The following is a 501-nucleotide window of genomic DNA, read 5'->3' as shown; positions in this document are numbered from 1 at the left end:
CCATATCTTCCAGTTTATATTCGGCATCTCGTTTACCCATCAAGGTTCTAATCTTGTGACATAGATTGAATACTGTTTGATATCTACTAAAACCCATCTGACGTTGGAGTTCCAGCGCACTAAACCCCTGCTTAGTTGCTGTAAAGAAGGTGATTGCGGTTAGCCATTCCTTAAGTGTAAGATTACTGTTTTCCATGACTGTACCACTCTTTAGGCTTGTCCTAAAACTACAGCTTTTACACTGAAACATATTCTTGGCGTGAAGCCAGTAATGATCTAATCCCTTACATTTCTTAAATACTACCCCTTCTTTGAGTCTTTTATACTTGAAGAATTCTATGCAAGACTTTTCATCTGGAAACCTTTCATTAAACTTAAGTATATTCTTGATCAGTATTTTATATTTGATCACAATTAAACCATTTCAATCCTTCTCATCAAACCATTGACACTAAGTGTCAATATTTAATTTGGCTACTGGCAAAGTTCCGTATATTCATA

1 pseudogene is annotated in these 501 nt (G+C 35.3%); it reads right to left on the bottom strand.

Annotation, left to right across the window (positions count from 1 at the left end):
• Positions 1 to 391 (bottom strand): annotated as a pseudogene (locus tag MM239_RS20930) (IS1595 family transposase); the annotation flags it as partial.
• Positions 392 to 501 lie beyond the last annotated feature (110 nt).

This window comes from Belliella filtrata (genome assembly GCF_022549775.1).
In the GTDB taxonomy this organism is placed as follows: Bacteria; Bacteroidota; Bacteroidia; order Cytophagales; family Cyclobacteriaceae; genus Belliella; species Belliella filtrata.
This window is presented reverse-complemented; position numbering and strand designations above follow the sequence as displayed.